The sequence below is a fragment of the Streptomyces sp. NPDC093591 genome (assembly GCF_044764885.1).
GTDB lineage: Bacteria > Actinomycetota > Actinomycetes > Streptomycetales > Streptomycetaceae > Streptomyces.
On record NZ_JBIWIY010000006.1, the window covers coordinates 221,712 to 247,901 of the forward strand.

Sequence of the window (26,190 nt, forward strand, 5' to 3'; positions counted from 1 at the left end):
CCGGGTGCCGGCCGGGCGCGTCGCCTGTTGCGTCCGGGTGGCCGGGCAGTGCGCCGAGTCGGTGGTCGCACTGCCCCGGAGGGTGGGCTCAGTGCTTAGGCGTACGCAGTAGCGCTCCGATATGAGCCGCCGCCGTCGACAAGTGGCGGCGGGCGTCGCGGAGCTGGTCCGCCGTCACGCCGTGGTCCCTCGCCGCGTCGCGGATGTCGTCGCGGAAGCGGTCCAGCAGGCGGTCCAGGTCGCGGGTCGGGTCGCCGGTGGGGGGCTCATGGGCCCAGGTGGGTTCGTAGTCGGCGGGGAAGTCCTGCGGGGTGTCGGAGTAGTCGGGGTGCTGCTGCGCCGACTTGGGGGCGCCCGGGCGGCCGAAGCCGAAGTCCCGGCCGAACTCCTTCCCGTAGTCCTTGCCGAAGTCGCCGAACTCCTTGGCCAGTTCCGTCAGGCCCTCGCGCACGCCCGTCGGCCAGTCACCCCGCGCGAAATGATCCTGTACGTGCTCCTGGACCCGGCGGGCGATGCGCTGGACCTCTTCCTGGGCCTGGGCCCGGGCGCGGTCCTGTGCCTCCTTGGCCTGGCGTCGGGCGCGCTGCGCCTCGTCACGGGCGCGGCGGCTCTCGTCCTTGGCGCGCCGGGCCTGCTCCTTCCACTCCTGCTTGGCACGGCGCATCTCCTCCTTGGCGGCACGCCACGCCTCCTTGTCGGTGTAGTCCGAGAAGTCGCCGAAGGGCGCTTCCGCCCTGGCGCCGTTCCCCTGGCGGGCCTCCGACGCCGCCGCCCGCATCTCGCGCCGCAGATCACCCGCCGCGCCGCGCACATCGGCCTGGATCTCGGCGGCGAGTTCGGCGACCGACTCCCTGATCTCCAGCTCCAGGTCGGCCAACTCGCCACTGCGATCGGCCAGTTCGGCGCGGCCGGCGTCCGTGATGGCGTACACCTTGCGGCCGCCCTCGGTGGTGTGGGTGACCAGGCCCTCGGCCTCCAGCTTGGCCAGGCGGGGGTAGACGGTGCCGGCCGACGGTGCGTACAGCCCCTGGAAGCGCTCCTCGAGGAGGCGGATCACCTCGTAGCCGTGGCGCGGGGCTTCGTCCAGCAGCTTCAGCAGGTAGAGGCGGAGGCGGCCATGGGCGAAGACGGGAGGCATGTCAGAGCACCTTCTTGTCGGTCGTGCCGTCGGCCGGGGCGGCGGTGGGGCCGTCGCCCTGGCCGGAGACGGAATTGTCCCCCGACTCGTCCTGTGCGCTGTCCACCGGGTCGGTGGTCGAGTCCGTGGGTGGCGTCGGTGAGGTGGGCGTGGCGGGCTCGGGCTCCTCCCAGGCCTCCGCCTCCCACGGTTCGTCCTCCTTGGGCGGGCGGCGCAGCAGGGCGATCGAGCCGGAGACCGTCGTCGCCCGGAGCTTGCCGGTGCCGTCGCCCAGGCGGCCGGTGATCTTGTGGGCGCCCCACTGGCCGTGGACCCGCAGACCCTCGAAGGCGTTGGCGATCCGGCCGCTCGCGGTGTTGGCCTCGACGTCCGCGTCCGCCGGGGCCGGCAGGCGAATGGCGATCTCGCCGGAGACGCTGGTCAGCCGGACGTCGGTCGGGCCGTCCGGGTCGAGGTCGACGATCATCGAGCCGCTGACGGAGTCGGCCTTCACCGCGGAGCCGGAGCCCTCGACGACCGTGAGGTCACCGGAGACGGAGTTGAAGCGGAGGTCGCCGGTGACGGCCTGGGCCTCCAGGTTCCCGGAGACCGTGTCGGCGCGGACCGGGCCGGACAGGGCGACGAGCGTCGTGTCACCGGTGACGCCCTTGACGACCGACGGGCCGTGGATCCCGGAGACCACTGCACCGGCGCCGACCACGCCCACCTCGACGCGCGTGTCGGCCGGGACCGCCAGGGAGACCACCGCGCTGCGGCGCCAGCCCTTGCGGTCGAGCCACTTGAGGAAGCCCTTCCAGGGCAGGTCCTCGTACGCCACCGTCAGTGTGCCGCCCTGCTGGGTCACCACCAGGGGCGGGCCCTCGATCTCGGAGACCTCCAGGCGGGCGGAACCTTCGTCCGTCCCCACCACGTTCACCGTTCCATTGACGATGCGCACGTGGAGCTCGCTCACCGGCTCGTCGAAGGTGAGCTTCCCGGGCTCTGCGACGGACCACTCGGACATGCTGCGGACCTCCTGGGCGACCGGACGCGGCCGCACGGGCCGACCGGAACACGACACGCCATATCGCGTCTTCCGTAAAACACGATATATCGTGGGCGTCGTAAGTCAAGGCACTCGTTCTGGTGACCACAAATCACGCGAGGTGGACAAACTGGCCTAGCGTGTTGTCATGCCGACGGAAGAGTCCCGGGCCGCCCGCCGAGCCCGCCCCGCCCCGGGCGCCCTGCTGCTCTGCCGCGCGGAGCCCGAGTCCGTCGGCCCCGCCGCCCAGCTGCTGCGTGAGCACATGCTGCTCGTGCCGGCCGGCGCGCAGTGGAGCGTGCTCGTCCCCGAGGGCAGGCCCTGGCTGGAGGGCGGCGAGCCGGTCGACCGCGTCCTGACCGGCTGGGCCACCGCCCTCGCCGTCGGCGCGCCCTGGCCCGCTCTCGCCCTCTGGTGGGACGCCGACCGCGCCGGATACACCCTCGCCTCCGGTTTCCGCCGCCCCGTCGGCTACGTCTGGCTCGCCAACGGCACCCCGGCCGGCGAGGGCGAGGCCATGCACACCTTCGCCGGCCGCCTCGGCCTCGATCCGGTGCTGGACGTGCAGGCCCTCGACGCCCTCACGGCACCCGACCCGGCGGCCGACGCGCGGGCACGCATGCGTGGCCTGCTCGCCGTCCTCACGCGCGCGGGCGTGTCCCTGCCCGCAGGCCTCGCCCCCGGCGACAGCGCCGACCGCCTCCACGAGGCCGCCCGCGACCACCCGCACGTCCGCATCGAGGGGGCGGCGGGCTGGCGCGACACCCTCCGCGCGGAACTCGACGCCGTCGAAGGCAGCCGCCTCGGCCCCCTGCTGCCCTGGGCCGGCGGCCCCCAGTCCCACCGGCTCGCGCTGGCCCAGGTCGCGGCCGGGCTGCCTGTCACGGCCTGGGGGCTGCGGCGGCGCAGCCCCGGCTGGACCGTGGCGGGCGCGGTGCTGCTGGCCCACGGCGCGCTGGGGCTGGTGTACAACGCGGTGTGGCCGCTGGACTGAGGGGGCTGCGGTGGGGGCGGCCGCTGCTCCGGCCCGCGACAGCCGTACGCGCGCTGACCCGCCGCATGGCCGACGGCCGCGCAGCCTGCCGTACGACACGACCGACAGCCGCTCGGGCGGCCGGACAACGCGAAGGGCGCCCCGCGTCAGGGCGCCCAGGCAGGAGGCGTCCGCCAAGGACGCCCGTGGAACGGCCCTCTCAGTGCCGAGAGGGTCGGCCGAACTACTACACGTCGTCGTCCTCGTCGTCCAGCCGGGCCAGCCATGTCGCCAGCCGCTCCACCGGTACCTCGAAGTCCGGGTTCAGGTCGACGAACGTGCGCAGCTGCTCGGCCAGCCACTCGAAGGTGATCTCCTCCTCGCCGCGCCGCTTCTCCAGTTCTTCGATGCCTCGGTCGGTGAAGTACACGGATGCTCTCCTGGGGCTGGGCCTGGGGCCGCGGGTCATACCTCTCCAGGTTATGTGGCCCGGGACCCAGGTCGTACCACCGCGTTTCCGCACGCCACGCGCGCGTGGCGGGCACAATGTCCGCAGGCGCGAAGAAAGCGCCAACCGGTCAGGGGCACAGGGGAGTTGCCCCGGAGTGCGGGGGAGCCATGGAGCGGAGGATCCAGGAGATCGAGCTGCCCGGAGGGCAGACGGTGCTCGCCAGGGTCGGAATCCTCAGGGCCGACGACATTCCCGGGAAAGAGGACGATTTCGCCTACGACGACGTCGGCGCTCTCGATCAGCTCTCCGCCCGGGTGGAGCAGTTGAACGAACTCGTCACGGGCGTCGGCAGCGCCGTCCTCATGGCGGGCCGGGCCGCCGGGCCGGACGAGATCAGCGCCACGTTCGGCGTCGAACTCGCCGCCAAGCCCGGCAAGGCCGTGGCCCTCCTGGCGGACGGCGAGGCGAAGGCGGCGATCTCGGTCACGCTGACCTGGCACTTGAACGGACGCGGCACACAGCGGCCCGGGGACGGCCCAGAGAGCGGAGAAGGGACCGGCGCCGGCGGAGCCTGACCGTGTCCGAACTGGAAGACCTGACGCGCGGCGCCACCGTACGCCTGGGGCCGGCCGGTGATCCCGACGTGCTGTGGGGCAGCGGCTTCTTCGTCGCGCCCGGTTGGGTGCTCAGCTGTGCGCACGTGCTGCGTCTCGGTGAGGACGGCGAGCGGAAGGGGCCGTTACGGGTCTCGGGCGAGCACGGAGCGGCCCGCGCCCGGCCCGCCTACTGGCTGGGCTCCCGCGTCGACCCCGAGCAGGACCTCGTCCTGCTCCGGCTGCTGGACGACGTGCCGCACGCATGCGTGCGGCTCACCGACCGCTACGACCGGCCGCACGAGGTCACCGCGTTCGGCTGGCGCGCACGGTCGGGCGGCCCCGAGACGTGGAGCGGCCGCTGCCTCGTGAGCGGCACCGACGGCGACTACGGCGTCACCCTGGGGCCGGAGAGCGAGATACCGCACGGTGCCTCCGGCGGCCCCGTCCTGGACCGGCTGCACGGGGTGGTCGCCGGGGTCGTCAAGGCCCGCCGCAGGGGCCGGGACGGCGGCCTCGCCGTCGCGGCCACAGCCCTGCGCGGCTTCGGTGAGGCGATCGCCCTGGACGGCGGGGGCGAACTGGGCCCCGACCCGTACCACGCCCTCATCCGCGCCCACGACCAGTGGCACCACGACCGCCATCGGGACCACCTGACCCGCCGCACCTGCTGGGTCGCCGCGCAGGAGCGGCTGGCCGCGCCGCACGCGCGCGTGTGGCGCCCGTCGGACGGCGCCATCGCCTGCGCTCTGTTGGCAGATCTGCCTTTGCCCGAGGGGACGGGCACCCTCCAGCGGCTCATCAAGGTCGTCCTCGACGTCGAGCCGCACTGGCGGGGGGCGCCGCCGCCCCGCGACTGGCGCGACGGCCACGGCTGGCTGTACGACCGCAGCGAGCGGGCCGACATCGCCTTCCTGCACTATCTGACCCTCGTCGCCCAGGGATGCGCCCAGGACTGCCCGGTACCCGTCGCCGCCCTGGAGGACTGGTTGCGGGAACGGGTGGAGACGCTGCCGGACGGAGAGCGGGGGCTGCTCAAGGACAAGCTGTCGGGCGGCCGGACGCCGGCAAGCGTGGCGGCACCCCCGCCGCAGACCCAGGGCGACGACGGGCGGAACCCGGTGGTGACCGTCGTCCTGGAGCCCGACGCCTTCCACCCCGCCGACCGGTTCCACTGGCGGGTGTGGACCTGGCCCGGCGGATCCGGGAAGACCAGTTCGCTGGCCGAGTCCGACGGCATGGAGGGCGTACCGCTGACCGCGCTGCAGAACGAGCTGAGAGCGCCCCTGGGCAAGGCGTTCCAGTTGCTCGACTCCCCCCACCGGCGAGCCCGGCTCGAAGTCGCCCTGCCGGTCGAGCACTTCGACGTGGACGTGGACTTCTGGCGGCCCCAGGCAGCCGTCCGCAGCTACCGCCTGCACCCCGCCGAGCGTCCCTTCGGCGTGCACCGGCAGGTCGTGCTCCGATACCTCGGCCACAGCCGCGGCCTGTCCGCGCAGGCCTGGCGGGAGCGCTGGCGGGCCCTCGACGAAGGCGGCCTGGAGGCCCTTCCGCTGAACCCGCCCACATACGCGCGCACCACACTGGAGTCGGCCCCCGGCCCCACCGTGCCCGTGCTGTGCCGGACCGCGGCCGAAAGCATCGAGGCTCTCGAGGAGGCGATCGACGCGGGCTACGGACTCGCCCTGTGGGCCCGCGGCGTCCAGCACACGTACGGCTGCGGACAGCAATGTGTGGACCTGCACGAACACACCGCCAAGCTGCTGCGCCGCACCGGCCGCGCCGTGGCGCTCCCCGAAGCGTTGCGCCGACTGCGCGAACGCATAGGCGAGTGCGACGAGGAAGCGGAGTGGGCCGAGCCGCTGGCCCTCCTCTACGACGATCCGCAGCGCCCCGTCCCACGCTGCGACGAGCCCCTGAACTCGCCCTGAACCGACGCGAACAGCCCGAGGAGGGCCCCGTGACAACCCCCGACTGGTACGTCTTCACAGGCTCGGGCGAGCCCCACGCGGGCATCACCCGGCTGCCCGCCCCACCGCCCTGGCGTGACTTCGACGGCGGCCCGTCGCTGACCGACGCACCGCCCCTGGGTACCGAGTCCACCCGCCGCCTGGGCAGCCACGGCACCCGCGCCCCGGCCTGGCGCGCCGAGGAACTGGATCTGGTCAACGCGGCGTTGCACCTGCGCAGGCCGTTGCTCGTCACCGGCGACCCCGGCTCCGGCAAGTCCACCCTCGCGCACGCCCTCGCCCATGAACTCGGCCTCGGCCGCGTGCTCCACTGGCCCATCGTCAGCCGGACCACTCTGCGCGACGGTCTGTACAGCTACGACGCCATCGCCCGGCTCCAGGACATCCAGATGGCCAGGGAACTCGGCGAGCGGGCCGGCACGGACATCGGGGAGTATGTGCGCCTCGGGCCCCTGGGCACTGCCCTGCTTCCGTACGAGCGGCCGCGCGTGCTGCTCGTGGACGAGCTCGACAAGAGCGACATCGACCTGCCGAACGATCTGCTGAACGCGCTGGAGGAAGGCGAGTTCACCATCCCCGAGCTGCAGCGGATCGCCCGCGTGGAACCGACCGCCGAGGTGCTCACCGACGACGGCGGCCGAGCCGCGGTGACCGACGGCAAGGTACGCTGCCGCGCCTTCCCGGTGGTCGTGATGACGAGCAATCGCGAACGGGACTTCCCCGCCCCGCTGTTGCGTCGCTGCGTCCACCTCGATCTGCCCTCGCCGACGAACGACCGCGCGGGCGCCGACCGCCTGGCCGCCATGGTCGGCGCTCACTTCGGCGACGGCGACGCAGCGGAGTACGAGACGCTGATCCAGCACTTCCTGCAGAGCAGCCCCGGCTCCCTGCGCGCCGCCGACCAACTCCTCAACGCCGTCTACCTGACCCAGCAGTCACTGCGCGCCGCCCATCCCGACCGGCAGCGGCTGGCGGAGCTGCTGATGCGCCCGCTCGACCACGGCGACCACGGAGCGCGCTGATGAGTGCCGGGGGCGCGATCGGCAGGCTGGCCGAACGGCTGCGCGCACTGGGCGCCGAGCCCTCCGCCCGCGAGCTCGCGGAGGCCTTGTGGCTGGCCCGCCATGTGACCCCCGTCGAGCCGACGGCCCCGCCCGAGCCACCCCCGCGGGCCCGCCCGGCCCCTGCGGACGCCGAACCCCCGTCTGCCCGGCGACCGACTCCGGAACAGCAGGGTGCCGCCGGTTCCGAGTCCGACCGGGCCCGCCTGTATCCGGACCCCACACCCTCCGGCCCACGCGCCACGACGCCTGTGCTCGACGACTCCTTCGTCCGCGTGCGCGTCCCCGCGGCCACCGCCCTGCCCCGCTCCCTCCGGCTCCAGCGCGCCCTTCGGCCGCTCCAGCGCTACCACCCACCGGTCCGCGCCGTCGCCCACCGGCTGGACGAACAGGCCACCGCGGAACGCGCTGCGGAGACCGGCCTGCTGCTGCCAGTCCTCATGCCCGTCGTCCGCCGCCAGGCCCGGTTGCGACTGCTGATGGACGCCTCCACGTCGACGCCCGTCTGGGACAAGGCCCTCAGTGAGCTCAGCCAGATCTGCGCGGGCACCGGCGCCTTCCGCGAGGTGCTCGTCCACTACGTCCACGAAGGCCCCGACGGCTCCCTCCTCGTCGCCCCCTCGCGCCGCCGCGACCGTGCGCCGCGCCCTGCCGAGCAACTGCGCGACCCGACCGGCCATCAGCTGACCCTCGTCCTCAGCGACTGCGCCGGACCACTCTGGCGTGACGGCCGCATGCAGAGACTCCTCCACGACTGGGCGCAGGCGGCGCCGGTCGCCGTCGTCCAGCCGTTGCCCCAGCGGATGTGGCAGCGCACCCACCTGCCCGCGCTTCCCGGAACCCTGCGCCGCCGTGAAGGCCTGGGCGCGCGCATGGACTTCACCCCCGCCCACGCGCCGGCCGGCGCGCTGCCTGTGCCGGTGCTCGGCCTGACCGGCGCGGCGTTCGGCACCTGGGCGAGGCTGCTGTCCGGCAGCACGGGGGTGACCGTGTCGGCCGCCGCGGCCTGGGTCCGCGCGGACCACACCGCTCCGGAGCGTGAAACGGCGGGGCGACGTGAGCCGGCTGAGGAGCCGCTGACCGTCTTCCGCGGGACCGCTTCCCACCACGCCGTCGAGCTCGCCGTGCTCCTGTCCGCCGTACCGCTCACCATCCCGGTGATGCAGCTCGTCCAGCGTGCCATGCTGCCCGGGACCGGCCCGGCCGTGCTCGCGGAGGTGCTGCTGAGCGGGCTGCTGCGCAGGGGTGGGCGGGACGACTGGTACGAGTTCCTGCCCGGGGTGCGCGAACAGCTCCTGAACCTGCTGCCCCTCGGCGACGCCCTGCTCGTACTGAAGCACTGCGGCGACTACATCGACCGCAACTTTGGCCGCCGGGCCCGCAACTTCCCCGCCCTGGCCCACGCCCTGCTCACCGGCGGCGAGCTGCCGAGGGGGGCCGAGGCGGGCGTACCGGGGGCGTTCGCCGAGGTGTCGCGGATGGTGGTGCGGCGGTACGGGGGCGAGGTGGTGGCGCCGGAGGAGAGACAACGCAGGACGGCGCCTCTGGAGGAACCTGTGACGTCCATGCGCTGCAGCATCCTCTACGCGGGCTATGACCGGCCGTGGGCGGCCTGGGCCGCGCGGGTGCTGAAGTCCTACGGCATAGAGGTCGTCGAGACGCGGTGGGATCCGGGGCCGTACCGGGACTTGGTCGACGCCCTGGCGACCGTGCGCGACCTCGATGTGACGCGTCCGCCCGCCGGCCGGGTGCTGGTGATGCTGAGCGAGGCGCTGCTCCAGCCCGGTGTCCGTCGACCTGACGAGTGGTGGGACGCGCTGTACCTGGTCGGAGAGGGAAGGCCCGGCCTCTTCGCCCTGGTCGCCCTGGAAATGCGGCTGACGGAGGAGAGCTGGCCGCCCGGCTTCCATCGGGCCTTGGACGCGGTCGGTGAGGTGGAGGCCGAGGAACTGTTGCTCGACGCGCTCGCCCTCGACATCGGGGTCTCGGTCACCCGTCGGCGGACGTGGGAGACGCGATTCCCCCGAGCGATGAGGGCCGACGAGGCGCATGTGCCCCCGCGTGACCCGTACTTCACCGGACGTGGCGACCAGCTCCATGCCCTGCCCGAGCGCTTGCGGCAGGCCCGGCGGGCCGGATCCGTCCTCGTCCTGAGCGGTGAACCGGGCGTCGGCAAGACCGCGATGGCGGCCGAGTACGTGCATCGGTTCGGGGTCGACTACGACGAGGTGCGGTGGACGGCGTCGGGCAACCGCCCCGGACCCATGCGGCGGAGCTCTCAGCCGGACAGCCTCCTATGGGTCGTCGACGACTGGGACGGCCAGGACCTCGACGCACTGACCGAACTCACCGCGCACACCCAGGTGCTGGTCACGGCAGGAGCGGTGCCCGACTCGCCTCGCTGCCGTGTCGTTCCCGTCGGCGCCCTGACCCGGCAGGACTCCGTCGTCTACCTCATGCGGATGCTGCGCGTGTCCCGGGGGGAGGCCGAGGCCCAGGCCCAGGCCTGTGCCGACCATCCGGCGGCCCTGGCACGGGCGGTGGGCCGGGCGCCGGTGTCGACCGATGACATGAGTGCCGTGCACCAGTTGGACGCACTGACCCACCGCTGTGTGGTGGGCCTCAGCACCGACGGCGCGGCCGAGACGCACACCGGCTGCGGTGTGCTGGTGGCGCCGGGATGGGTGCTGACCGCGACGGACGTACTCGGCGAAGCGGACACGGTCGTGGTCACCCTGGACGACGGACGCAGGCTCCCTGGCCAGTTGGTTCATGACACGGCCGGGCTCGTCGAGCCCCGGCCGGCGCTCGTGCGGCTCCCCGAGGGAGTCGAGCACGAATGCGTGTGGCTCGCTGAGCCGGGGCCGCAGCCGAGCGAGGTACTGGTGCAGGGGTTGCGCGCCCTGCCGAGGCGGCTCGCGCGCTGGACCGGCACGGGACAAGTGGCCGAGGGGTTCGGTTCCGGGTTCCGGGTGCCCGGCATCGACCTGCCGCCGTCCGCCGTCGGCGGTCCCGTCATCGACCGGAACCTCGGGACGGTCGTCGGCCTGGCGTGGCTGCGCCTGCCCAGCCCTCCGCGGAGCATGGTCTTCGCGTCCATGGGGGTGTTGCGTGCCCAGTTCGAGGCATCCGAGCCGGGTGCGCGCCTGTGGCACGACATCATGCGCGCACACGACCGGTATCACCTCGGCCGACTGGACCATGCCGGGAGTTGGCCCGCGGTCCAGGAGAGCCTCGCGCGGGAAACGGGGGGCAGTCCCGCGGCCGTCACTCCGGTGCTGCGCACCCGCCTGTACGGCATCGTGGCGGCCCTCACGCCACCGACCGGCCACGAGGAGGCGCGAGCCCCGCTGGAACTGGCCGGTGTGGAGGTGGTCGAGGCGCCGCGCGACTGGGGGGACGGGTTGCGGCGGTTGGTCGCGTACGGCCAAGGTCTGGAGGTCATCGCCCTGTGCGCCGCGCACATCTGGGCCCATCGCCTCGGGGTAGGTCACGGGGAGGATCACCGGGCGCTGGTCGAACTGCGGGGATGGACGGAGGATGTGGCCTTCAGGCGTCTCGACGGGGAGGCACGGCGACGGGTGCTCGATGTCCTGAACGAGGGTCGGTCACTTGCCCGTTCGGACATCTTCGTCGAGCTGGTCCAGGTCCGCGGCGGCCACGGCTGGCGGCTGTGCCGTCGGGCGGGGGAGAACCTGCGGACCGTTCAGGAGAGCACCGGCGGATGGCCCTCGCCCCTGTCGGCGTACCGCCACAGTGAGTTCGAGGCGGCCATCAGGTTCAGCGAGGCGCACGGTGAGCGGGCACACGTCGTCTTCGTCGTGCCGCCCGGCCCCCTGCTCGACGAGCCGTTCGAGGAATGGGAGACCGCACACGAGCGGTTGGGGCAGCGCTGCCGGGTCAGTGTGGCGCTGGAGCGGGAAAGCCTGTTCCACCAGGACGACGAGGCATCACGGCGATTCCGCTGGGCCGGCGTCAGCAACGGCCCGCTGCGGCCCCTGTCCCTCGTGCACGAGTCCGGCCGGGACCCGCACGCCGAGCTGCTGTTCGCGCCCCTGGCGACCGTGCCGGTCCACTGCGGATCGCTGAGCACCGGCAGGGGAACCGCTGCGCTGGAGGCGGCGCTGGGTGACGGGTACGGACTGGTGCTGTGGCGGCGCAGCGACGACCACCGCGACTGCGCGGAGTTCCACGCCCGGGCCGCCGAGTTGGTGTCCACCGCCAGTACGGTGGCGGATCTCCTCGAACGAGTCCGTCGGCTCCGCGCCGGCCAGGACGATCCCGCCCACGCCTGGGCCCGGGACCTCGCGGTCCTCTACGACCCGCCACTCGGGCACTCGCTCTTCTGAGGACGGCTGGGACCGGCTGGGACAAGGAATCGGCCCCGACACCTCGGACGAGGCGTCGGGGCCGATTCCGTTCGGTCACCCGGTGTCAGAGGCTCAGGCCTCGAACACCTCACGCACCAGCTGCTCCTGCTCGGCCTGGTGCCGCTTGGCGGAACCGACGGCCGGGGACGAGCCGTGCGGACGCGAGATGCGGCGCAGGCGCTCGCCGTGCGGGACGTCGGCGCCGACCGCCAGGTCCAGGTGGTCGATCAGGTTGAGCGCGATGAACGGCCACGCACCCTGGTTCGCCGGCTCCTCCTGGGCCCACAGGTACTTCTCGGCGTTCGGGTACTTGGCGATCTCGGCCTGGAGCTCGGCACCCGGCAGCGGGTACAGGCGCTCGATGCGGATGATCGCCGTGTCCGTGACGCCGCGCTTCTTCCGCTCGGCCTCGAGGTCGTAGTAGACCTTGCCAGCGCAGAAGACGACCTTCTTGACGGCGGCCGGGTCGACCGAGGAGTCGCCGATGACCGGCTGGAACTGCCCGTTGACGAACTCGTCCGCCTTCGACGCGGCGGCCTTCAGGCGCAGCATCGACTTCGGGGTGAAGACGACCAGCGGCTTGTGGTGCGGGTTGTGCACCTGCCACCGCAGGAGGTGGAAGTAGTTCGACGGCGAGGTCGGCATCGCGACCGTCATGTTGTTCTGCGCGCAGAGCTGCAGGAACCGCTCCGGGCGGGCGGACGAGTGGTCCGGGCCCTGGCCCTCGTAGCCGTGCGGCAGGAGCAGGACGACGCCGGAGGTCTGGGCCCACTTCTGCTCGGCCGACGAGATGAACTCGTCCACGACCGTCTGGGCGCCGTTGACGAAGTCGCCGAACTGGGCCTCCCACATCACGAGCGCGTCGGGGCGGGCCAGCGAGTAGCCGTACTCGAAGCCCATCGCGGCGTACTCGGACAGCAGGGAGTTGTAGACGTTCAGCCGCGCCTGGTCCTCGGAGAGGTACTGCAGCGGCGTGTACTCCTCGCCCGTCTCACGGTCGATGATGACCGCGTGACGCTGGCCGAACGTACCGCGCTGCGAGTCCTGGCCGGCCAGGCGGACCGGGACGCCCTCCAGCAGCAGGGAGCCGACCGCGAGGGTCTCGCCCATGCCCCAGTCGATGGTGCCGTCCTCGACCATCGACGCCCGGCGCTGCAGCTGCGGCAGCAGACGCGGGTGGACGGTGATGTGGTCGGGGATGTTGACCTGGGACTCGGCGATCCGCTTGACGACCTCCGAGGTCACCGCGGTGTTCACGGCGACCGGGAACTCGGCCTGCGGGTCCGAGGGCTCCGCGGCGGCCGGCTGCGAGGTGGCCTCGCGGACCTCCGTGAAGACCTTCTCCAGCTGGCCCTGGTAGTCCTGCAGCGCCTGCTCGGCCTCTTCCAGGGTGATGTCGCCGCGACCGATGAGGGACTCGGTGTAGAGCTTGCGCACCGAGCGCTTCTTGTCGATCAGGTCGTACATCAGCGGCTGGGTGAAGGCCGGGTTGTCCGACTCGTTGTGACCGCGGCGGCGGTAGCAGATGAGGTCGATCACCACGTCCTTGTTGAACGCCTGGCGGAACTCGAAGGCCAGGCGGGCGACGCGGACGACCGCCTCGGGGTCGTCGCCGTTCACGTGGAAGATCGGGGCCTCGATCATGCGGGCCACGTCGGTGGCGTACATGGAGGAACGCGAGGACTCCGGGGCGGCCGTGAAGCCGACCTGGTTGTTGATGACCACGTGGACCGTGCCGCCGGTGCGGTAGCCCCGCAGCTGCGACATGTTCAGGGTCTCGGCCACCACGCCCTGGCCCGCGAAGGCCGCGTCGCCGTGCAGCGCCACCGGCAGGACGGTGAAGTCCGTGCCGCCCTTGTTGATGATGTCCTGCTTGGCGCGGGCGACGCCCTCCAGGACCGGGTCGACCGCCTCCAGGTGCGAGGGGTTGGCGGTGAGCGACACCTTGATCTGCTCGCCGTCCAGGCCCGTGAAGGTGCCCTCGGCGCCCAGGTGGTACTTCACGTCGCCGGAGCCGTGCATCGACTTCGGGTCGAGGTTGCCCTCGAACTCGCGGAAGATCTGCGCGTACGACTTGCCGACGATGTTGGCGAGCACGTTCAGGCGGCCGCGGTGGGCCATGCCGATGACGACCTCGTCGAGGCGGGACTCGGCGGCCGAGTCCAGCACCGCGTCCAGCAGCGGGATGACGGACTCGCCGCCCTCCAGGGAGAAGCGCTTCTGGCCGACGTACTTCGTCTGCAGGAAGGTCTCGAAGGCCTCCGCCGCGTTCAGCCGGCGCAGGATGCGCAGCTGCTCCTCGCGCTCCGGCTTGGTGTGCGGGCGCTCGATGCGGTCCTGGATCCACTTGCGCTGCTTGGGGTCCTGGATGTGCATGAACTCGATGCCGGTGGTGCGGCAGTACGAGTCGCGCAGGACGCCGAGGATGTCGCGCAGCTTCATCAGGGACTTGCCGGAGAAGCCGCCGACGGCGAACTCGCGCTCCAGGTCCCACAGGGTGAGGCCGTGCTCGGTGATGTCCAGGTCGGGGTGCTTGCGCTGGCGGTACTCCAGCGGGTCGGTGTCGGCCATGACGTGGCCGCGGACCCGGTAGGAGTGGATCAGCTCGAAGACGCGCGCGGCCTTCGTGACGTCGTCGTCGTGCGACGCGTCGATGTCCTTGAGCCAGCGGACCGGCTCGTAGGGGATGCGCAGGGCCTCGAAGATCTCGTCGTAGAAGTTGTTCTCGCCGAGGAGGAGGTTCGCGACGATCCGCAGGAACTCGCCGGAGGCGGCGCCCTGGATGACCCGGTGGTCGTAGGTCGACGTGAGCGTCATGACCTTCGAGATGCCGAGCTTGTTCAGGGTGTCCTGGGAGGTGCCCTGGAACTCCGCCGGGTAGTCCATGGAGCCGACGCCCATGATCACCGACTGGCCGGGCATCAGGCGCGGCACCGAGTGGACGGTGCCGAGGCCGCCGGGGTTGGTCAGGGAGACCGTCACGCCGGTGAAGTCGTCCATGCCCAGCTTGCCGTCGCGGGCGCGGCGGACGATGTCCTCGTAGGCCTGCCAGAACTCGAAGAAGTTCAGGGTCTCGGCCTTCTTGATGCCCGCGACCACGAGCTGGCGGTCGCCGTTGGGCTTGACCAGGTCGATGGCGAGGCCGAAGTTGACGTGCTCCGGCTTGACCAGGGTCGGCTTGCCGTCCTTCTCCGCGAAGGAGTAGTTCATCGACGGCATGGCCTTGATGGCCTGCACCATCGCGTAGCCGATGAGGTGGGTGAAGGAGATCTTCCCGCCCCGGGCACGCTTCAGGTGGTTGTTGATGACGATGCGGTTGTCGAAGAGCAGCTTCACCGGGACCGCGCGCACGGACGTGGCCGTGGGCACCTCCAGCGAGGCGTTCATGTTCTTCGCGACCGCGGCGGACGGGCCGCGCAGCGTCACGAACTCGGGGCCCTCAGCGGCTGCGGCGGGCTCGGCCTTCTTCGGCTGAGCGGGCTTCGCGGCCGGCGCGGGCGCGGCGGGCTTCGCCGCGGCCGGGGCCGGGGCGGCGGCCGCGGGCTTCGGGGCCGCGGGAGCCGGCGCGGGGACCGACGGAGCGGCGGGAGCGGCCGGAGCCGGGGCGGCGGGAGCCGCTGGAGCCGTGGTGGTCTCTGCGGCCCCCGCGGCCGCAGTACCCGCCGGAGCCGAGGCGGCGGGCGCCCCCGGCTTGTAGTCGGCGAAGAAGTCCCACCAGGCTCGGTCTACCGAATTGGGGTCCTGGAGGTACTGCTGATAGATCTCGTCGACGAGCCACTCGTTCGCACCGAACGCGGCCGCGGGGTTCTTGCCCGCTTGGTCGGTGTCGGTCGAGATGCTCGAGTTACTGGGGGACTGTGGCGACACGGCGGCAACCGCCCTCTTCCGCTTCACAAGGTGATGGACAGCGGGAATAAAGGCTACGCCCCTATGGCCGGGAAGGTCAGGCTGAGCAAGGTCATCGTCGCGTAAGTCACATCGGAAAGCGTGTTTCGTGCCTGGAAATGGCGGGAAACAAGCGTGGTTCCGCTTCAGCTGGGAAGGGGCGACCGCGGCCCGGCACGCCACAGGCGCGGGGCTCTGCCTGATCACACGTGTCCGTCAGTCAGGACGCACGTGGATCTTGTCGCTCCGCTTCGAACTTTACGTCAACTTGGCACAGATGGCTGCCCCGGCAGTGTGACAAGAATCCGGCAGCCCCGCTCGGATTCGGCCACTCCGATCCGGCCGCCGTGCAGATCGACGGCCCAGCGTGCGATCGCCAGCCCCAGCCCCGTACCGCCGTCGCTGCCCGGCCCGTGCGGGCGGCGCACGGCGCCCCGGTTGAACCGCTCGAAGACCCGGTGCCAGTCCGAGCGCGGAATGCCCGGGCCCTCGTCCAGGACCTCCAGCTCCAGCGACTCCGGGTAGGCCCCGCGGCGCGCCTTGACCGTCACGCGGCCGTGCGGCGGGCTGTGCTTGATCGCGTTGTCGATGAGGTTGGCGACCACCTGGTGGATGCGCTCGGGGTCGGCGTGCGCGGTCAGCTCCGGCGGGGAGACGTCGAGGTGCAGATGGACGTCCGTGCGGGTGTGGCTGCCGGAGCCCGAGGCCATGCCCCCGCGGGCGGAGGCGACCATGTTGGCCTCCTTCAGCACGCCCGACAGGTACGGCCAGACCTCGAAGCGCCGCATGCGCAGCGGTACGACGCCGTTGTCCAGCCGGGACAGGTCCAGCAGCGTCTCCACGAGCCGGCCCAGCCGCTCGGTCTGCTTCAGCGCCGTACGCATCGTCTCGGGGTCGGCCTCGGCGATGCCGTCGACCACGTTCTCCAGGACGGCCCGCAGGCCCGCGATCGGGGTGCGCAGCTCGTGCGAGACGTTCGCCACCAGCTCCTTGCGCTGCTGGTCCTGGGCCGCCAGCTCGTCCGCCATGCGGTTGATCGTCTCGGCCAGGTCGCCCAGCTCGTCCCGGCGGTTCTCCCGCACCCGGCGCGTGTAGTCGCCGTGCGAGATGGACCGGGCCACCGCGTTCATCTCGTCCAGCGGCGCGGTGAGCGAATGCGCCACGAACTGCGTAATGAGCAGCGTGGCGATCATCGAGAAGACCGTGATGAAGCGCAGCTCCGTCTGGGTGCGTACGGCGATCATCGACAGGCCGGTGGTGATCAGCACCGCGATGATGACCAGCGCGCCCAGCTTGGTCTTGATCGAGAACGGACGTACGCCGCCCCAGGGCTCCCCGGGGCCTCTCCGCGCGGACGGCCCGTCGCTCATGGCGTCGGGGTCTCCAGGGCGTAGCCCACGCCGTGCACCGTACGGATCCGCTCGGCGCCGATCTTCCGGCGCAGGGCCTTGATGTGGCTGTCGACCGTGCGGGTGCCGGAGGCGTCCGCCCAGTCCCAGACCTCGGCGAGCAGCTGCTCACGGGAGAGCACCGCGCGCGGGGTGTTCGCCAGGCACACCAGGAGGTCGAACTCGGTCGGGGTGAGGTGAACATCCTCACTGCGCACCCGCACCCGCCGCTGCGCGTGGTCGATCTCCAGCTCGCCGAGGCGCAGGATGCCCGAGCGCGGCGTCGTGGCTGCCAGCGCGGCCCGCTCGACGCGGCGCAGCAGCACGTGCACGCGTGCCGCCAGCTCCCGCATCGAGAACGGCTTGGTCATGTAGTCGTCGGCGCCGACGCCGAGCCCGACCAGCATGTCGGTCTCGTCGTCGCGCGCGGTCAGCATCATCACCGGCACCGGCCGCTGGGCCTGCACCCGGCGGCAGACCTCCAGGCCGTCGAAGCCCGGCAGCATGATGTCGAGGATCAGCAGGTCGGGCTGCCACGCCTCGGCCGTGTCGACGGCCGCCGGACCGTCGCCCGCGGTCTGCACGAGGAAACCCTCGGCGCGCAGACGGGCCGCGATGGCGTCCACGATGGTCGGATCGTCCTCGACCACGAGGACCCGGCGCTGAGCGCCGGGAGTCGCCGCCGTGCCGTTGTGGGAGGTGTGTGTCTGCTCCATCGCCCGCCCCAAAGTTGCTTTCCGGAATCCGTGGGGTGATCCCGCTAACTGGCTATGCCTGCGCATGCTTGCGATTGACGCTTGAATGATCCGCGTCAGGTGAGCAGAGTACGGGGAGTCACCGTGCCACGGCTATCCAGGTCGTACGGCGAGGTGTACGACGTCCGGAACGCCCCGGGCAACGGGGATCTCTTCGGTACGCACCTGTTGGAATCCGGCATTACACAAGGTTTCTTCGAATTCCGGAGATGGCCGGGCGGACCAAACGGCCAGCACTCCACCCGGTCTCAACGCCCCTGCGCAGGCCGCCAGTCCGGCCGGGGAGTACAGGCTGTCGTTGCCCTCGGTGACGGTCCAGCCGGGCCCGTTGTCGATGTCGAGACACAGGGCGTCATACGTGTCGTAAGTCTCATGTACGTGCGCCACCAGATCCGTTTCCAGAATCCGGGTGCGCGGGTCGGCGAGGGCACGGGCGGAGAAGTGGGACAACGGCCCGTCGAGATGCCAGCCGATAATCGCCGGCTCGCGCTCGACGACGGTGATCCGATTCGGGCGCGGATCCGCGGCGGCGTGTGCGAGCGAGAACCCGACGCCGAGCCCGCCGATCAGCACGTGCGGCTCCGGCCGGCCGCCCAGCGCGCCGAGCGCCGCGTCGACGAGCAGCCGCTCCGAGCGCCCGTCGGAGGTGTCCATCAGAAAACAGCCGTTGGCGATGATCTGGAGCAGTTCGCCGTGCCGCCGCAACACGATCTCGCCGTACGGGCCTTCGCGACGGTCCAGGACTTCAGGGGTGTCGTACGAAGTGGGCATCCGGCCATCCTGGCAGGCCGGGCCGGGACGGCCGAGGGAAATACCACCAGTGGGTGACCCCGGGACCTTCTTGAGAGGTTGCTGAGAATCCGCTGGCGTGTGGTGCCGGTCACAGACACGGGTGGGTGGCGGGCCGAGGGTGGGGCAAACGGAAGGAGCGCCTCACCGTGGAACGAACCGTGACCGGCCCTTCCGGCGACGCGGGGCTGCCCGAGGTGGCCGGGCTGCTGGACGGGATGCCGCGCCAGCGCGGACCACTGAGCGCCGCTCCCGCGCCGTCCCCGGCGCCGCAGATCACGGAGGCGACCGAGGCGGCCGGCGTCACCGAGGCCGGCGCGACTGCCGCGGCCACCGCACCCCGCACCCCGGCCCTCCGCCCCCGGCATCTGCTCCCCACCCCCACCGCAACGCCCTTCACCTGCGCCTACGCCGCCGTCCTGGCCGTCACCTCGCTGATCGCCACCTACGCCGACCCCGCCCTCGTCCACGCCCTGCACCAGGGCTCCAGCACCGATGTGGCGCACCTCGTGCACACGCCCGTGCTGGTGCTGATCGCCAGCGCGCTGTGGATCGCGGGCGGGATCCTGACGCCGTACACGCTCGGCTTCCTGCTCGTGCTCACCGCGCTGGAGCGGCGCATCGGCGGTGTACGCACGGCCGTCGTCTTCCTGCTCGGGCACGTCCTGGCCACCCTCGCGACCGAGGTCCCGGTCGGGATCGCGGTGCTGGCCGGCCACCTTCCCGCCGGCTCGCTGCACCGCCTCGACTACGGCATCAGCTTCGGTGTCGCCACGAGCGTCGGCGCGCTGGCCGGGCTGCTGCGGCCGTGGCTGCGGTGGCCGGTGCTGGCGCTGTTCGGCGGGATGCTGGTCCAGGACCTGCTGGATCTCACGGATCCGCTGACCAATTGGGGGCATCTGATCTCCCTGGTCATCGGGATCGCGCTGTGGCCGGCGGTGCGCCGCTGGTACACCCCGGGTTCAGCCGGCCACGGGCGACCACACGTACGGCGTGGTCGTCGTCACCGCCTCGAAGCCCAGCCGCCGCAGGATGGGCGCGCTGTCGTCGGAGGCGTCCACGTGCAGATAGCCGACCCCGCGCGCGACGGCGAGGGCGGCGCGGGTGGCGACCAGCGCGCGGTAGATGCCCTGGCCGCGCCACTCGGCCAGCGTTGACCCGCCCCACAGGCTCGCGAACTCGGTGCCCGCGCGGAACACCAGCCATGCCGCGCAGACGACCTGGCCGTCCGCCTCGGCGACGTACACGGCGATCTCGTCAGGGGCGGACGCGACCCGGCCGATGAGATCGTCGGCGAGCCAGGTCCGGTCCTCGCCCCACACGACCGACTCCATCGAGGCGATACGGCGCATGTCCGCGTCCGCCGTGACCCGCCGCAGCGTCACGCCCTCGGGCAGGACGGGCTGCCGTACGGCCATGTCGGCGGCCCGGCCCACCAGGACCGTCTCTGCGTCCTCGGGCAGGAAGCCGGCCCCGCGCAGCCGGTCGGTGAGGTCGGCCGGGTCGTCGTGGGACCGGGTCTTCCACTCCACCGCCTCGCCGCGCGCCGCGAAGTAGTCGCGCTGCCGGGCGATGAGCCGGGCGAGCTCCGCGCCGCCCACACCGAGCGAACGCGGGCCGCTGACGAGGCCGCGGAAACCGCCGACGATCCGCAGCAGGGGACCGTCCTGTTCGTACGTCACCCCGGCGGGCGGGGTCGGGGGCGCGCCGCGCATCTGGTCGTCGTAGGCCGCGAGAAAGGTCTCTGTGTCCGTCACGGGGAGACGGTGGGGGAAGGAACCGGCCCCCGGCAACCGTTTATTCACGAAAGCCGAGGTCACCGTGTGTGGCGCCGGTGATCGCTCACAGCGAACGAAGGCCTGGGAACATTCCAGCCTCCCCGTGCATTGAGTCGGCATAACTCAACTTGACTGCCGAAGGGGAGATCATGGCTTCGACGTCCACACCGCTCACCCTGCCTGTGCTGCCGCTCGACGATGAGGTCGTGCTGCCCGGAATGGTGGTCCCGCTGGACTTGAACGACGCAGATGTGCGCGCCGCGGTGGAGGCCGCGCAGGCGGCCGCCCGCTCGCAACCCGGAAAGCCACGAGTGCTTCTGGTGCCGCGCATCGACGGCACGTACGCGAGCACCGGTGTGCTCGGCACCGTCGAGCAGGTCGGCCGGCTGGCCGACGGCGACCCGGGCGCCCTGATCCGCGGTCGCGGCCGGGTGCGGATCGGCGCCGGGACGACCGGACCGGGTGCGGCACTGTGGGTCGAGGGGACGCGGCTCGACGAGAGCGGGCCCGAGCCGCTGCCCGGACAGGTCACCGAACTGGTCAAGGAATACAAGGCCCTTGCCACCGCCTGGCTGCGCAAGCGCGGCGCCTGGCAGGTCGTCGACCGCGTCCAGGCCATCGACGACGTCTCGGCCCTGGCCGACAACTCCGGTTACTCGCCCTTCCTGTCCACCGAGCAGAAGGTGGAACTCCTGGAGACCGCCGACCCGGTCGCCCGCCTCAAGCTCGCCACCCGGCACCTGCGCGACCACCTCGCCGAGCAGGACGTCGCCGAGACCATCGCCAAGGACGTCCAGGAAGGCGTCGACAAGCAGCAGCGCGAATTCCTGCTGCGCCGCCAGCTGGAGGCCGTCCGCAAGGAACTGCGCGAGCTCAACGGCGAGCAGGAGGGCGAGGAGTCCGACGACTACCGCGCCCGCGTGGAGGCCGCCGACCTGCCGGAGAAGGTCCGCGAGGCGGCCCTCAAGGAGGTCGACAAGCTGGAGCGGTCCAGCGACCAGTCGCCCGAGGGCTCCTGGATCCGTACGTGGCTGGACACCGTCCTCGAACTGCCGTGGAACGAGCGCACCGAGGACGCCTACGACATCCAGGGCGCCAAGGGCGTGCTGGACGCCGAACACGCCGGTCTGGAGGACGTGAAGGAGCGGATCACCGAGTACCTCGCGGTGCGCAAGCGCCGTGCCGACCGCGGCCTCGGGGTCGTCGGCGGCCGGCGCGGCGGTGCCGTACTGGCCCTGGTCGGCCCGCCCGGCGTCGGCAAGACCTCGCTCGGCGAGTCCGTCGCCCACGCCATGGGCCGCAAGTTCGTCCGGGTCGCCCTCGGCGGCGTTCGCGACGAGGCCGAGATCCGCGGCCACCGCCGTACGTACGTCGGCGCGCTGCCCGGCCGGATCGTGCGCGCGATCAAGGAGGCCGGGTCGATGAACCCGGTCGTCCTCCTCGACGAGATCGACAAGGTGGGCTCGGACTTCCGCGGCGACCCCGCGGCCGCGCTCCTGGAGGTCCTGGACCCGGCCCAGAACCACACCTTCCGGGACCACTACCTGGAAGTGGAACTGGACCTGTCGGACGTGGTCTTCCTCGCCACCGCCAACGTCCTGGAGGCCATCCCCGAGGCCCTGCTCGACCGTATGGAGCTGGTCCGCCTCGACGGCTACACCGAGGACGAGAAGATCGTCATCGCCCGCGACCACCTGCTCCCGCGCCAACTGGAGCGGGCGGGCCTGGAGAAGGACGAGGTGACGCTCGACGAGAGCGCGCTGCGCAAGCTCGCCGGCGAGTACACGCGCGAGGCGGGCGTCCGCAACCTGGAGCGCTCGATCGCGCGGCTGCTCCGCAAGGTGGCGGCGCAGCACGAACTGGGTGAGCGGAAGCTGCCGTTCACGATCGCGGACGGTGACCTGCGCGGCCTGATCGGCCGGCCGCACCACGTGCCCGAGTCCGCCCAGGACCCGGCGGAGCGCCGTACGGCCGTGCCGGGCGTGGCGACCGGGCTCGCGGTGACCGGCGCGGGCGGCGACGTGCTGTTCGTCGAGGCGTCGCTGGCGGACGCGGAGACGGGCGCGGCGGGCCTGACCCTGACGGGCCAACTGGGTGACGTGATGAAGGAGAGCGCACAGATCGCCCTGTCCTTCCTCCGCTCGCACGGCGCCGAACTGGAGCTGCCCGTCGCCGACCTGAAGGACCGGGGCGTGCACATCCACTTCCCGGCGGGCGCGGTGCCCAAGGACGGCCCGAGCGCGGGCATCACGATGACGACGGCGCTGGCGTCGCTGCTCAGCGGGCGGCTGGTCCGCACGGACGTGGCGATGACGGGCGAGGTCTCGCTGACCGGGCGGGTCCTGCCCATCGGCGGCGTGAAGCAGAAGCTGCTGGCGGCCCACCGGGCGGGCATCACGACCGTGATCATCCCCAAGCGCAACGAGCCCGACCTGGACGACGTCCCCGCCGAGGTGCTGGACAAGCTCGACGTCCACGCCGTGACGGACGTCCGCCAGGTCCTGGAGCTGGCGCTGTCGCCGGCCACCAGCGGCGTGGCGCCGGAGGTTCCGGTCGCGGCGTGACGGACGTAACCGGAAAAGGCAAGGCCCGGGTCTCTCGTGAGGGAGGCCGGGCCTTCGCCGTGGGGCGCATGTCGCCGTGTCGGACTAGCCGTTGGCCAACGCCTTCACGCGGTCCAGCGCGCCGTTGAACCTGTTGTGGTCACCGACGGTCGGCCCGGAGGACGTGTACTGCCACATCGTGTAGTACCTCCAGCCCGCCGGCAGTTCGCCCACCGCCGTCGCGTACCGGGCGATCCACAGCGGGTTGACGGAGGCGAAGCCGCTGTGGTTGCCGGTGCACTGTTTCCACCAGCTGGTGGCCGTGTAGATGACGGGGCCGCGGCCGGTGCGGGCCCGGTACCGGTTCAGGAAGTCGCGGATCCAGCTGACCATCGCGGTCGGTGTCTTGCCGTAGCAGGCGTCTCCGTACGGATTCCACTCGATGTCGAGGACGCCGGGCAAGGTCCTGCTGTCGCGGGACCAGCCGCCGCCGTGATCGATGAAATAGTCGGCCTGGGTTGCTCCATTGGTGGTGTCCGGGGTGGCGAAGTGGTACGCCCCGCGGATCATGCCGACGTCGTGGGAGCCGTCGTACTGCTGGGCGAAGTAGGGGTTCCGGTAGTACGTCCCCTCGGTGGCCTTCACATAGGCCCACTTGACCCCGCTGCCCCACAGCTTCGGCCAGTCGACGTCGCCCTGGTGGCTGGAGACGTCCACGCCTTCCGTCCGAGTGGCCAGGGTGTTGACGGGGCCGCCGTGCACCCCGTCGTGGGCTGCGACGCCCATGCCCATGTGGGCGGAGCCGCGCGGCGGGTCGTCGTCGATGGATGCGGAAGAGGGCTGGGCGGTGAGGAGGACGAGGAGGAGGGAGAGGGCGGCGGCGAGCGGGAGCCCGGCGAGGTGGGGGTGCCGGGAGCGGAGCGATTCGGATCTGAGCACGGGCATAGCGTGCATCCCACGGCTCGGTGACGCTCGGTGGGAAAACGGGCCGGGGGCGTGACTGCGGTCGGGTGATGGGGGACCGCTGGGCGGCTCCGTCCGGGCCGCGGTGGGTGAGGGCCTCGGCAGGTGGAAGGGGGTCCGGAGGCTGCCGTTGGTCTACGCCTGCGAAATACTGGCGGAGCTGCGGCAATGACGGCGGGTGACGGACATTCTCAGGACCGGGACATCGAGGCAGGGGCTGACGTGCACGAAGACGGAAACAGCGACGGGCGGAGAGTCGCATCCGGCATGTCCGGTGGCGGTATGGACCAGCCCGAATTCCTCGACCTGGAACGCGAGTTGACGGTCCTCTTCCGGCGCGCCAGGGCCAAGCAGGGCGAGATGGCCCGCCAGGTCCATCCCGACCTGGAGTCCGCGGCGTACGGACTGCTGGTCCGGCTGGACGAGTCCGGCCGCATGCGGGCCACGGAACTCGCCGCGTACATCGGCGTCGGCAAGGCCACCATGTCCCGCCAGCTGCGCGCCCTGGAGGACCTGGGCCTGGTCGCCCGCGAGCCGGACCCCGCCGACGGGCGGGCCTGGCTGGTGCATCTCACGGAGGAGGGGCGCGGCCGGGTCGCGAAGGTGCGGGAGGCCCGCCGGGCCCGGTATGTCGCGCAGCTGTCCCACTGGGATCGGGGTGAGGTGGCGGAGCTGGCTCGGTTGCTGAATCAGTTGAACCGGGGGATGGAGAAGTAGGGCGACGGTCACCGGGCAATGGGCCGATACGGCTGCAGCCGGCCCGCCCGACGGTCACCGCCAAGCAGTCGCTTCGCTCGCGTGGATGCAGTAGTGCTCATACGTACTGTCCCCGCCGGCCTTCGGGACGGCGCAGGCGGTTACCTGGAACTCGCCGTCCCCGACCGCCACCATCTGCGTGAACTGGTCATCGCCGTAGGTGATCTCGGCGTTGCGCTCGCCGCGTCCGACGGCCTTGACCTGGACCTGGTCCCCGGGGCTGCCGCGCTCGATCTTCGCCCACACGGCCTGACAGTCCTTGCTGTAGCGCAGGGAGAGAGTCGCGGGGTTGCCGGTGTCGGGCTTGAAGCTCTGCGCGTCCTCCGCGCATCCCTGGTTCTGCGGGTTCTTGCCGTCACAGGCCTCCCCCGGGCAGGTCGGCTCGCCGAGGACGGCTTTCATCAGGTGATCTCCGAGCGGGGTCACCACGGAGGCCACGACGGTACTGGCGACTGCCACCGTCAGCGCCACCACCGTCGCGTTGCTTCGCCGGCCGCGCCTGTTCCGGGGCGCAGGTGATCCGGGCTCGGACGGGGACACGGAGGTGTTGTCGGTTTCGCTCGTCGACATGGGGGTCACCTTGATGCGGAGCCGGGAGGGTCAGAATCGGCTTTCTGTTGCCGTAGGAACAAGGCGCACGGCAGGGGGCGCGAGGGGCATGAGGGCACCCGCGCATGCGCCCCCGGGTCGGCCCACGACGACACCGGATCCAGGCGGCGGGCGCTCACTCTTCGAGGTTGACGGTCCTCTCGAAGGCCGCGGGGACAGTACCGGCGAGCCCACCAGTACCGAAGGCCAACTCCGCAAACACCACCGTCGCATCGTCATGCGTCTTGCTCCGCCCCAGATACGTACGCTCCTCCGCGTCCGCCCGCTCCAACCCCCGCACCCGTTCCACCAACTCCCGCGCCCCCACCTTCCGCAGGAGCCGGAAACAATCCCCCCAGTCGCCCTCCCGGAACTTCTCCACCCACCGGGTCGCCCCGTCCGTCAGCGCGGCCAGCGCCCGCACATCCCCCCGGTCCAGCACCCCCGTCACCGCCCGCCCCGCCACCGACGGATCCGCGGCGGCCGTGAAGAAGCCGCCCTCCTTGTTGCGGATGTGGGCGTCGATCATGGCGTCCGTGGCCAGGGAGGCGCGGGGGAGGCGGGCCAGACGGTCGTCCAGGTAGGGCGTGATCGCGCCGTCCGGGGACTCCACCAGCAGGGCCGAGTCCGACAGGATCAGGTACTCCACCGCCTGCGCCGACCACCGCGCCAGAACCACCGTTGCCTGTGGGGTGCGTGGGTGAGAAAGGTCACAGGTTTCGGCGTGGGCCTCGGCGGTACGTGCGATGGCGCGGGCCAAGGCGTCGACGAGGGGAACATCAGGGAGTGAAACGGTCAGTTCGGTCAGGGCTCCGCCGAGTCGCGCGGTGAACCAGGGGACGGAATGCAGACAGCCCGTCTCACCCCTCGGTGGGGTCACTCCATCCAGAACCACCAGTGCGCCGCCCTGTCCCGAAGCGGGAACGGCGACACTCGCGAAGTCCTCGTTGGGGCGGACCGGGTCACCGGGCTCCGAAACAAGCTCTGTTCGCATCCGGCCAGTCTGCACGAGGCCTTCACAAGGTTCGCCAAGGGGCCGCATCGGCCGCCGAATCGGTGCGGCGATGCAGGTCAGGCGCCTGATTTGGGGTGGAATGGTTCACTCCGGCAGAGCGTGGCGGCGAATACTGCCATCGCCCGCCGCGGACGTCCAACCGACCCGCCG

General features: G+C 71.7%; 18 protein-coding genes and 1 pseudogene. 8 read left to right on the plus strand and 11 right to left on the minus strand.

Features of this window, described 5'->3' with window-relative positions:
- Window positions 1-88: 88 nt before the first annotated feature.
- Complete coding sequence (locus tag ACIREI_RS15255) at window positions 89-1,138, minus strand: helix-turn-helix transcriptional regulator (protein ID WP_403332531.1); 1,050 nt, start codon at window positions 1,136-1,138, stop codon at window positions 89-91.
- Between the two features lies 1 nt (window position 1,139).
- Window positions 1,140-2,141, minus strand: coding sequence for a DUF4097 family beta strand repeat-containing protein (locus ACIREI_RS15260; protein WP_403332534.1), 1,002 nt, complete (start codon window positions 2,139-2,141; stop codon window positions 1,140-1,142).
- Window positions 2,142-2,310: 169 nt separating this feature from the next.
- Between ACIREI_RS15260 and ACIREI_RS15265 the strand changes: the two genes are divergently transcribed.
- Complete coding sequence (locus ACIREI_RS15265) at window positions 2,311-3,156, plus strand: hypothetical protein (protein WP_403332537.1); 846 nt, start codon at window positions 2,311-2,313, stop codon at window positions 3,154-3,156.
- Between the two features lie 226 nt (window positions 3,157-3,382).
- On the opposite strand, the gene ACIREI_RS15270 is transcribed toward ACIREI_RS15265, so the two are convergent.
- On the minus strand, window positions 3,383-3,565 hold the full coding sequence (locus tag ACIREI_RS15270) for a DUF6104 family protein (RefSeq protein WP_003997970.1): 183 nt from the start codon (window positions 3,563-3,565) through the stop codon (window positions 3,383-3,385).
- A 188-nt stretch (window positions 3,566-3,753) separates the two neighbouring features.
- On the opposite strand from ACIREI_RS15270, the gene ACIREI_RS15275 reads away from it, so the two are divergent.
- Genes ACIREI_RS15275 through ACIREI_RS15290 form a run of 4 tightly spaced genes read left to right on the plus strand, consistent with a single transcriptional unit; the run spans window position 3,754 to window position 11,559 of the window.
- Window positions 3,754-4,161: a CU044_2847 family protein gene (locus tag ACIREI_RS15275; protein WP_403332540.1), complete on the plus strand. Its 408-nt coding sequence runs from the start codon at window positions 3,754-3,756 to the stop codon at window positions 4,159-4,161.
- 2 nt (window positions 4,162-4,163) lie between these two features.
- Window positions 4,164-6,110: a trypsin-like peptidase domain-containing protein gene (locus ACIREI_RS15280; protein ID WP_403332543.1), complete on the plus strand. Its 1,947-nt coding sequence runs from the start codon at window positions 4,164-4,166 to the stop codon at window positions 6,108-6,110.
- A gap of 29 nt (window positions 6,111-6,139) precedes the next feature.
- A complete protein-coding gene (locus ACIREI_RS15285; RefSeq protein WP_403332546.1) occupies window positions 6,140-7,171 on the plus strand; it encodes an AAA family ATPase in 1,032 nt (343 codons plus the stop codon).
- Window positions 7,171-11,559, plus strand: coding sequence for an SAV_2336 N-terminal domain-related protein (locus ACIREI_RS15290; protein WP_403332549.1), 4,389 nt, complete (start codon window positions 7,171-7,173; stop codon window positions 11,557-11,559). The genes ACIREI_RS15285 and ACIREI_RS15290 overlap by 1 nt, the downstream gene beginning before the upstream one ends.
- 93 nt (window positions 11,560-11,652) lie before the next feature.
- On the opposite strand, the gene ACIREI_RS15295 is transcribed toward ACIREI_RS15290, so the two are convergent.
- From ACIREI_RS15295 to ACIREI_RS15310, 4 genes are all read right to left on the minus strand, one after another.
- Window positions 11,653-15,447, minus strand: a complete 3,795-nt coding sequence (locus ACIREI_RS15295; protein WP_403332552.1) for a multifunctional oxoglutarate decarboxylase/oxoglutarate dehydrogenase thiamine pyrophosphate-binding subunit/dihydrolipoyllysine-residue succinyltransferase subunit — start codon at window positions 15,445-15,447, stop codon at window positions 11,653-11,655.
- Window positions 15,448-15,728: 281 nt separating this feature from the next.
- Window positions 15,729-16,835, minus strand: a complete 1,107-nt coding sequence (locus tag ACIREI_RS15300) for an ATP-binding protein (protein ID WP_403332555.1) — start codon at window positions 16,833-16,835, stop codon at window positions 15,729-15,731.
- The gene (locus ACIREI_RS15305) at window positions 16,832-17,569 is read right to left on the minus strand and encodes a response regulator transcription factor (RefSeq protein WP_030956984.1); all 738 of its coding nucleotides are present in this window, start codon (window positions 17,567-17,569) and stop codon (window positions 16,832-16,834) included. Before ACIREI_RS15305 ends, ACIREI_RS15300 begins: the two co-directional genes overlap by 4 nt.
- 132 nt (window positions 17,570-17,701) lie before the next feature.
- On the minus strand, window positions 17,702-18,379 hold the full coding sequence (locus ACIREI_RS15310; protein ID WP_403332558.1) for a spermidine synthase: 678 nt from the start codon (window positions 18,377-18,379) through the stop codon (window positions 17,702-17,704).
- Between the two features lie 236 nt (window positions 18,380-18,615).
- Here ACIREI_RS15310 and ACIREI_RS15315 point away from each other — a divergent pair.
- Window positions 18,616-19,281, plus strand: a pseudogene (locus ACIREI_RS15315) (rhomboid-like protein); the annotation flags it as partial.
- Between the two features lie 78 nt (window positions 19,282-19,359).
- Here the strand turns inward: ACIREI_RS15315 and ACIREI_RS15320 are convergent.
- The gene (locus tag ACIREI_RS15320) at window positions 19,360-20,112 is read right to left on the minus strand and encodes a GNAT family N-acetyltransferase (protein ID WP_403332952.1); all 753 of its coding nucleotides are present in this window, start codon (window positions 20,110-20,112) and stop codon (window positions 19,360-19,362) included.
- Between the two features lie 212 nt (window positions 20,113-20,324).
- Here ACIREI_RS15320 and lon point away from each other — a divergent pair, with 212 nt between their 5' ends.
- Complete coding sequence (gene lon / locus ACIREI_RS15325) at window positions 20,325-22,739, plus strand: endopeptidase La (RefSeq protein ID WP_403332561.1); 2,415 nt, start codon at window positions 20,325-20,327, stop codon at window positions 22,737-22,739.
- Between the two features lie 84 nt (window positions 22,740-22,823).
- On the opposite strand, the gene ACIREI_RS15330 is transcribed toward lon, so the two are convergent.
- A complete protein-coding gene (locus ACIREI_RS15330; RefSeq protein ID WP_403332564.1) occupies window positions 22,824-23,663 on the minus strand; it encodes a lysozyme in 840 nt (279 codons plus the stop codon).
- Between the two features lie 240 nt (window positions 23,664-23,903).
- Here ACIREI_RS15330 and ACIREI_RS15335 point away from each other — a divergent pair, with 240 nt between their 5' ends.
- Window positions 23,904-24,398, plus strand: a complete 495-nt coding sequence (locus ACIREI_RS15335) for a MarR family winged helix-turn-helix transcriptional regulator (RefSeq protein WP_403332567.1) — start codon at window positions 23,904-23,906, stop codon at window positions 24,396-24,398.
- A 54-nt stretch (window positions 24,399-24,452) separates the two neighbouring features.
- Here the strand turns inward: ACIREI_RS15335 and ACIREI_RS15340 are convergent, their stop codons facing one another.
- Both ACIREI_RS15340 and ACIREI_RS15345 read right to left on the minus strand, forming a co-directional pair.
- Window positions 24,453-25,007, minus strand: coding sequence for a DUF2690 domain-containing protein (locus ACIREI_RS15340; protein ID WP_403332570.1), 555 nt, complete (start codon window positions 25,005-25,007; stop codon window positions 24,453-24,455).
- Between the two features lie 154 nt (window positions 25,008-25,161).
- Window positions 25,162-26,019, minus strand: a complete 858-nt coding sequence (locus tag ACIREI_RS15345) for a protein phosphatase 2C domain-containing protein (RefSeq protein WP_403332573.1) — start codon at window positions 26,017-26,019, stop codon at window positions 25,162-25,164.
- Between the last annotated feature and the right edge of the window lie 171 nt (window positions 26,020-26,190).